At 66.2% G+C, this 7,832-nt stretch carries 7 protein-coding genes; 2 read left to right on the top strand and 5 right to left on the bottom strand.

What is annotated here, in order from left to right; translation table 11 throughout:
* Window positions 1-2,370 (bottom strand): PAS-domain containing protein (locus VF497_RS07955; protein WP_330887437.1); only part of this gene is annotated, 2,370 nt, incomplete at its 3' end.
* A 110-nt stretch (window positions 2,371-2,480) separates the two neighbouring features.
* On the opposite strand from VF497_RS07955, the gene VF497_RS07950 reads away from it, so the two are divergent.
* Complete coding sequence (locus VF497_RS07950) at window positions 2,481-3,995, top strand: fumarate hydratase (protein WP_330887435.1); 1,515 nt, start codon at window positions 2,481-2,483, stop codon at window positions 3,993-3,995.
* Between the two features lie 24 nt (window positions 3,996-4,019).
* Here the strand turns inward: VF497_RS07950 and yedA are convergent, their stop codons facing one another.
* Entirely contained in the window at window positions 4,020-4,925 is a 906-nt protein-coding gene (yedA, locus tag VF497_RS07945; protein WP_330887433.1) for a drug/metabolite exporter YedA, read from the bottom strand.
* Window positions 4,926-5,003: 78 nt separating this feature from the next.
* Window positions 5,004-5,330, bottom strand: coding sequence for a hypothetical protein (locus VF497_RS07940; protein ID WP_330887431.1), 327 nt, complete (start codon window positions 5,328-5,330; stop codon window positions 5,004-5,006).
* A gap of 10 nt (window positions 5,331-5,340) precedes the next feature.
* On the opposite strand from VF497_RS07940, the gene VF497_RS07935 reads away from it, so the two are divergent.
* A complete protein-coding gene (locus VF497_RS07935; RefSeq protein ID WP_330887429.1) occupies window positions 5,341-5,685 on the top strand; it encodes a Rieske (2Fe-2S) protein in 345 nt (114 codons plus the stop codon).
* Between the two features lie 12 nt (window positions 5,686-5,697).
* Here the strand turns inward: VF497_RS07935 and VF497_RS07930 are convergent, their stop codons facing one another.
* The gene (locus VF497_RS07930; RefSeq protein WP_330887427.1) at window positions 5,698-7,542 is read right to left on the bottom strand and encodes an SLC13 family permease; all 1,845 of its coding nucleotides are present in this window, start codon (window positions 7,540-7,542) and stop codon (window positions 5,698-5,700) included.
* Between the two features lies 1 nt (window position 7,543).
* Window positions 7,544-7,832, bottom strand: a 289-nt coding sequence (locus VF497_RS07925; RefSeq protein WP_330887424.1) for a hypothetical protein, incomplete at its 5' end; no start/stop codon positions are given.

Raw genomic sequence — 7,832 nt, 5'->3', positions numbered from 1 at the left:
GACGCGGCCGTCGTCGTCGGTACGCGCGGCGAGGCTGTGCGCGAACAACTGCGCGGCGTGCAGCGGCTGCATGAGATCGTGGCTGACCGCGGCGAGGAAGCGCGTCTTGGTTTCGTTCGCGGCTTCGGCGGCGTGCGTGGCGCGCTCGAGCTCGGCGGTGCGTTCGGCGACGCGCAGTTCGAGCGTCTCGTTCGCGCGTTCGAGCGCGAGCGCGGCGCGGCGGAATTCGGTGACGTCGGTGAACGTGGCGACGAAGCCGCCACCGGGCATCGGGTTGCCGCGGATCTCGACCACGCTGCCGTCGGGGAAACGCCGTTCGGACAGATGTGGCGTGCCCCCGCGCATGTGCGCGAGGCGCCGCTGCACCGCGGCTTCGAGCATGGCCGGATCGCGCGCGTCGGCACCGATCATGCCTTCGCCGATGCTGTAGCGCGCGAGCTCCTCGACCGGCCGGCCGACCTTGAGCAGTCCGGGTGGATAGAGGAACAGTTCGGCGTAGCGCCGGTTCCAGGCGACCACGTTGAGCTCTGCGTCGACCACGCAGATGCCCTGCGACATGTTCTCGAGCGCGGCAAGCAGCACGCGCTGGTTGAAGCGCAGGTCGGCCGAGGCTTCGTCGACGATCGCCGCGACCGTGTCGAGTTGCATGCGCCGCTCGCGTCGCGCGATGTCGAGCAGCAGACGCGCGCTTGACGCACCGATCACGGCGGAAAGCTCGTGTTCGACCGTGGCGAGCGTGGCCGCGTCGGCCGGTCGGTGCGCGGCGGCGTTGCCGATCAGCAGGCGCGCGCGTTCTTCGGAGAGGAAGCGCGAAGCGAGGGCGCGCAGTTCCTGATTGTAGAGCTGCGCGCCGAGCGCAGGCGCATCCTCACGTTTGCCGAACAATTCGACGAGGGCGATGACGATGAGGTTGGTGGCTATGCCGAGCACCACCGCGCGCGTGAGCGGGCCGACGGCATCGAAGCCGAACAGATGCATCGGCGCGAGCGCGCTGAAACCGAACGGTCCGGTGGACAGCCACGCCGCATGCGGCGCGATCACGCCGGGCAGCAGCGTATACATCCACACCAGCGTGCCCGCGGCGAGTCCGGCGAACACCGCGCGCGTACCGAGTTGCGGACGGTACAGCGCCGCCCAGGTCGTCGGCGCGAGTCCGCCGAGTGCGGAAAACGACAGCGCGCCGATATCGGCCAGCGCGGCGTCGTCGAAGATCACGCGGCTGTACGCCCAGGCGAGGGCGATGATGACGATGATCGCGGCCCGGCGTTGCCACAGCACTTCGCCGCGCAGGTCGTTCTCGTCTTCGTTCTGGCCCCAGCCGGCGCGCAGGCGCAGCGGCGCGATGAAATGGTTGGCGACCATCAGGCTCAGCGCGAGCGTGGCGACGACGACCATGCAGGTCGAGGCCGACAGGCTGCCGAGGAATGCGGTGAGGGCGAGCGCCTTCTCGCCGTGCGCGAGCGGCAGCGCGAGCAGGTAGAGGTCCGACGGCACGCCTTGCGCGGCGAGCTGCGCATCGCCGAGCCGTGCAAGCGGCAGCGCGGGCACGGAAATCAGCAGCATGTAGAGCGGGAACAGCCAGCGCGCGGTTTTCAGATGGCGCACGTCGCGGCATTCCACCACGCCGGCGTGGAACTGGTGCGGCAGGGTGAACATCGCCAGCGCACCGAGCAGGATGAGACTCGGAAAGCCAGTGAGGTCGTGTGCACGCGGCGACGCGGCTTCACCCGGTATTGGCGTCATGAACAGCAGGGTGGTCAGGGCGAGCATCGCGACGAGCTTGAACAGCGACTCGAACGCGATCGCGAGTACGAGGCCGCGGTTGTGCGCGACCGCCGACGACCGGCGCGTGCCGAACACGATCGCGAACAGCGCCATCGACAGCGCGACCCAGAGCGCGCCGTCGCGCCACGCGCTCAGACCGCGCGGATCGCCGAGGATCGTGGTGAAGCTCATCGCGACGGCTTTGAGCTGCAGGGCGATGTAGGGCAGCATGCCGAGCAGCATGACCGCGGTGACCAGCGCGCTCAGCGCGGGGCTGCGGCCGAGGCGCGTCGAGATCAGGTCGGCGAGCGAACTCGAATTGTGTTCGCGCGCGAGGCGCACGAGGCGAAAAAGTATGCCGATGCCGAGCACGTACATCGCGATCGCGCCGACGAAGTTCGGCGGCACCCACCAGCCCGAGCGGCTGGCCTGGGTCGTGTTGCCGAGGAAAGTCCATGAAGTGCAGTGCACGGCGAGCGACAGCGCGTAGACCAGCGCCCAGCGTTTTTCGAGCACGCGCGGATGGCGTTCGCCGTAGACTGCGACGGCGAACAGCACGCCGAGCCAGACCAGGCCCGAGACGATGACGAGAGCGGCGCTCAACATCGCGCAAGCATAGCGCAGCGGGCTGCGGGAGGCGGGCAACGCGGCGGCATGATGCACTGCAGCGCAAGGGGTGCGAAAATAGTGGACCCCTACCTTCCCGCTGCGATTCCATGCCCGCCATCAAGCAAGCAGACTTCATCCAGAGCATCGCCGACGCGCTGCAATACATCAGCTATTACCACCCGGTCGACTACATCAAGAATCTTGCCGCAGCCTACGAGCGCGAAGAGTCGCCCGCGGCCAAGGATGCGATCGCGCAGATCCTGATCAATTCGCGCCTGTGCGCCGAAGGCCACCGACCGATCTGCCAGGACACCGGCATCGTCACCGTGTTCCTGAAAGTCGGCATGAACGTGCGCTGGGATGCGACGATGAGCGTCGAGGACATGGTCAACGAAGGCGTGCGTCGCGCCTACAACGACCCGGACAACAAATTGCGCGCTTCGATCCTGGCCGATCCGGCGGGCAAGCGCACGAATACCAGGGACAATACCCCGGCGGTGATCAACGTGCAGATCGTGCCGGGCGACAAGGTCGATGTGATCGTTGCCGCCAAGGGCGGCGGTTCGGAGGCAAAGTCGAAGTTCGCGATGCTGAATCCCTCCGATTCGATCGTCGACTGGGTGCTGAAGACCGTGCCGACGATGGGCGCCGGCTGGTGCCCGCCCGGCATGCTCGGCATCGGCATCGGCGGTACCGCGGAAAAGGCGATGCTGCTGGCGAAGGAGTCGCTGATGGATCCGATCGACATCACCGACCTGCAGGCGCGCGGTCCGTCGAATCGTGCCGAGGAATTGCGTCTGGAGTTGTACGAGAAGGTCAACGCGCTCGGCATCGGCGCGCAGGGCTTGGGCGGCCTGACCACCGTGCTCGACATCAAGGTGCGCGACTATCCGACGCACGCCGCGAACCTGCCGATCGCGATGATCCCGAACTGCGCGGCGACGCGCCACGCGCACTTCGTGCTCGACGGCTCGGGCCCGGTCGCGCTCGAGCCGCCTTCGCTCGAGGACTGGCCGAAGCTGACCTACAGTCCGACCGGCGCGCGTCGCGTCGACCTCGATACGATCACCCCCGAGCTCGTCGCCACGTTCAAGCCGGGCGAAGTGCTGTTGCTCAACGGCAAGCTGCTGACCGGTCGCGATGCCGCGCACAAGCGCATCGTCGACATGCTCAACAAAGGTGAGAAATTGCCTGTGGATTTTCGGGGACGCTTTATCTACTACGTCGGCCCGGTCGATCCGGTGCGTGACGAAATCGTCGGCCCCGCGGGCCCGACCACGGCGACGCGCATGGACAAGTTCACCGAGCAGGTGCTCGCTTCGACCGGTCTGCTCGGCATGGTCGGCAAGGCCGAGCGCGGCCCCGCCGCGATCGAGGCGATCAAGAAACACAGGTCGGTCTACCTGATGGCCGTTGGCGGCGCGGCCTATCTCGTGTCGAAGGCGATCCGCGCATCGAAAGTCGTCGGCTTCGCCGACCTCGGCATGGAGGCGATCTACGAATTCGAGGTCAAGGACATGCCGGTCACCGTCGCCGTCGATTCGCAAGGCACGAGCGTGCACCAGACCGGCCCGCGCGAATGGCAAGCGAAGATCGGCAAGATTCCGGTTGTCGTCGCGTAAGTCGTAAACGCCGACTCGCGAAGATTATTTTTTTGTCTTCGCGAGCGTGATCGCGGCAACGCCGGCGACGATGACGACCGTGCCGATGATGTCGAGCCGCGACACCGCTTCGCCGCCGAGCAGCACGCCGACGAGCACGGCGACCGGCGGGTTGACGTAGGCATAGCTCGAGGCCAGCGCAGGGCGCGTGTGGTGCAGCAGGTAGATGTAGGCACTGAAGCCGAGCAGCGAGCCGAATACGATGAGGTAGGCCATCGCCGCCATCGAGGTCGCATCGGGCATCGCGCTGAAGTGTTCGCCACTGAAGAATGAAACAGTGGCGAGCGGCACGCTGCCGGCGAGCATCTGCGCAGCGGCACTCATCATCGGCTCGGGCATGTCCTGGTGCTTGCTCCACACCGAGCCGAACGCCCATGCCACGGGCGAGAGGACGAGCGCGATCGCGCCGGCGGGAGATCCGCGCAGTTCGCCGCCGAGATTGAGCACGACGATGCCGACGAAACCGATGACGAGGCCGAGCCATTCCATGCGGTTCGGCCACTGCCCGTACCAGCCCGCGAAGATCGCCATGAACAGCGCGGCGCTGGCGACCGCGACCGCGGCGATGCCGGAGGCGACGGTCTGCTCGGCATAGCACACGCCGCCGTTGCCGATGCCTAACAGCAGCGTGCCGGTGATGAGGCAGTTGAGCCACTGACGCCGTGTCGGCGCCGCGCCGCCGCGCCAGCGCAGTAACGCATAGAGCAGGCAGCCGGCGATGACGAAGCGGATCGCCGCGAGCGCAAACGGCGGGAAGCCGCCCAGGGCGACGCGCAGGCCGTAATAGGTCGAGCCCCAGATCACGTACACGCCGAACAGGGCGAGCGGAACCAGGACGTCAGGCGAGAGAGACCGGGCCGGCGCGGCGACGGCGGGGGTGTGGTCGTTCATCACCGCATGATATCGGTCGCAGTCAATCCACGACAGCGCCGCTTGCGCGCCGCCACGCGGTACCGGCGATGCGGACGATCAGTGCTTGAACGACGCCGTGCGATTGGGCAGCACGACGAACTCGCCTTCGATCACGTTCGGCTGGCGCGGCGGGGCGGGATGCAGCGTGGCGGCGCGGGAAAGCGCGCGCACGATTGCGACGATGGTGCCGATCACGGCGAAGGCGACGAGCGCGAGGAATCCCAGGGCGATCACGCCGGCCAGCAACGCCAACCCGAACACGCCGATAAGAATGCGTGCGAAAGGATGGTGAGGGCGGTTGAACCAGCGCCAGTAGGACATGTCGGCGACGCTCCGTGGCAAAATGGACAAAACGGCATCCCCTATGCCGCGCAACGAGAGCAATTAAATACCGATGACCGTTACGAAAGCGTTATGTCGAGTCGACGATATCCCGGATAGCGGTGCGTTCGAAGCGGGATTCGTCGACGAACGTGACGGGATTCGCGATTCACTGATGCTGACGCGCCACAGCAATGTCGTGCGCGCGTACCGCAACATCTGCCCGCACGCCGGTCGCCGCCTCGACTGGGCGCCGGGCCAGTTCCTCATCGAAGACGGTCACGTGATCTGCACGGCACATGGCGCGATGTTCCGTCTCGCCTCGGGTGAATGCGTGTCCGGGCCGTGTCGCGGCACCGGGCTGACCGAAGTGGCGGTCGAATCGCGCGACGGCGAGGTGGTGTTGCGCGAAGCTTGATCCGCGCCCGGATCAGCGGAACACGAGATTGACCGCAACGAGCATCACCACGAGCATCAACAACGTCAGCGGAAGGCCCACGCGCAGGAAATCGCGCGCGCGGTAGCTGCCGGGACCGGCGACGAGGGTAAGCACGGGATTGGCGCTCGCGATCAGGAAACTGTTCGAGGTCGAGATCGCGACGATCAGCGCGTAGATCGCCGGATTGCCGTTCGAGGCCAGTGCGACGTTGATCGCCATCGGTACCATCATCACCGTCGCGCCGACGTTGGAGACGATCTGGGCGAAGAACAGCGTGAGCACCGCGACCACTCCCTGCAGCGCCCATTGCGGCCAGGCACCGAGATAGCGCAGCACTTCCTGCGCAAGCCAAGCCGCGGCGCCGGTTGCATCCATCGCCCAGCCAAGCGGAATCAGGCAGGCGAGGGTGAAGATCGTCTTCCAGTTGATCGCGCCGTAGGCCTCTTCCATCTTGAGCACGCCGGCGAGCAGCATGCCGACCGCACCAGTCAACATCGCGATCGACAGCTTCAGATCGGTGAACAGGCCCAGGCCCATCGCGAGCGCGAAGAAGGCGATGGCGTGCCAGATCTTGTGCGGCCGGCCTTCCTCCTTCGGGTAGTCGGTGACGACGACGAAGTCGTGGTCCTCGGCGGCGACGGCGAGATCGCGCCAGAGGCCGTGCAGCACGAGCGTGTCGCCCGCGCGCAGGGCGATGGCGCGCACGTCCTCGCGGTGGATCTCCTCGCCGCGGTTCACCGCGAGCACGCTGATGCCGTAGCGCTTGCGCAGATGCAGCGCGCCGACGCTCTGCTTGACGAATTCCGAGTTCGGCGGGATCACCGCTTCGGCGATGCCGGCGCGGGTCGGGTTGAACATGTCGCGGAACCAGCGCAGCCGCGTCTGCGCGAGCAGCAGGTTGAGGTTGGCGAAATGTTCGATCTCGGCGCGCTTGCCGAGTGTACCCAATACCGTGCCGACCCAGATCATCGTGTCGGCCGGCGGCGCGAGGCGCACTTCGTCGCCGTTCTTGATCGCGAGGATCAGCGGCGCGCCGCGCAGCGCCTCGGCCTCGAGCACGCTCATGCCGACGAGCGGGCTCTCGGCGGTCACGGTCAGTTCGAACACCTCGCCCGAGATGCCGTAGGTTTCGGCGAAATAGGTGTCGGTGCGGCCCGGGGTGACGCCCTGGCTTTCCGCCTCCGAGGGCAGCAGGCGGCGCGTGAACACGGCGAAGTAGGCAAGGCCGGCAAACAGCAGCGGAATGCCGACCGGCGCGATCGAGAACAGCGAAAAGGTCTGGATCGTCTGCGCACCCTGCGGCAGGTTGCGGTTCGCGCTCGCAATCAGGTCGTTGAGCAGAATCAGCGGCGAGTTCGAGATCATCGTCATGTTCGTGCCGCAAAGGATGCAGAACGCCATCGGCATCAGCAGCCGCGACAGCGGCACGCCGGTGCGTGAACTGACGCGGCTGACCACGGGCAGGAACAGTGCGGCCAAGGCCTGGCTCTGCATGATCGAGGACAGGCCGCCGACCATCGCGTTGATCGCGAACGAGAGCCGCGACTCGACGCCGCGCGACATGCGTAGGATGAACGAGGCGGCCTTGTTGAGCACGCCGGTGCGATCGAGCCCCGCGCCCATGATCATCACCCCGAGCAGCGAGATCACCGCGTTGCCGGCGAAGCCGTCGAACAATTGCTCGACCGGCACCAGGCGCGTGATGCCGATCACGACGATGACGAGCAGGGCGATCAGATCCCCGCGTATCCATTCGAGCACGAGCATGAGCACGGTGAAGGCGAGCAGGCCGAACACGAGCAGCATGTCGTGGGTGAGGAGGAGTCCTTGATTCATCTCATCGGGCGCTGCGCTCGTTCTTCCTTTGCTCGTCATTCCCGCGCAGGCGGGAATCCAGTTCTTGCTCTGCTTGGCTCGTCATTCCAGTGAAAGCTGGAATCCATTTTGACCTTGCTTTGTTCTTGATCTTTATATGGTCGCGTCCATTCGCCTTTCCGCTCGCATCCCGCGAGCGGGTCACTTTTCTTTGCTTGCCCAAAGAAAAGTAACCAAAAGAAATGCACCCCGGATGCCGCGCCCTTCGCGCTGCGCGCTCCGGGTTCGCGAGGTCATGCCGGGGTTCGTTG

It is taken from the genome of Rudaea sp. (assembly GCF_036383415.1).
In the GTDB taxonomy this organism is placed as follows: domain Bacteria; phylum Pseudomonadota; class Gammaproteobacteria; order Xanthomonadales; family Rhodanobacteraceae; genus Rudaea.
The sequence above is the reverse complement of the archived record's forward strand: the minus strand, read 5'-3'. Positions and strand labels throughout refer to the sequence as shown.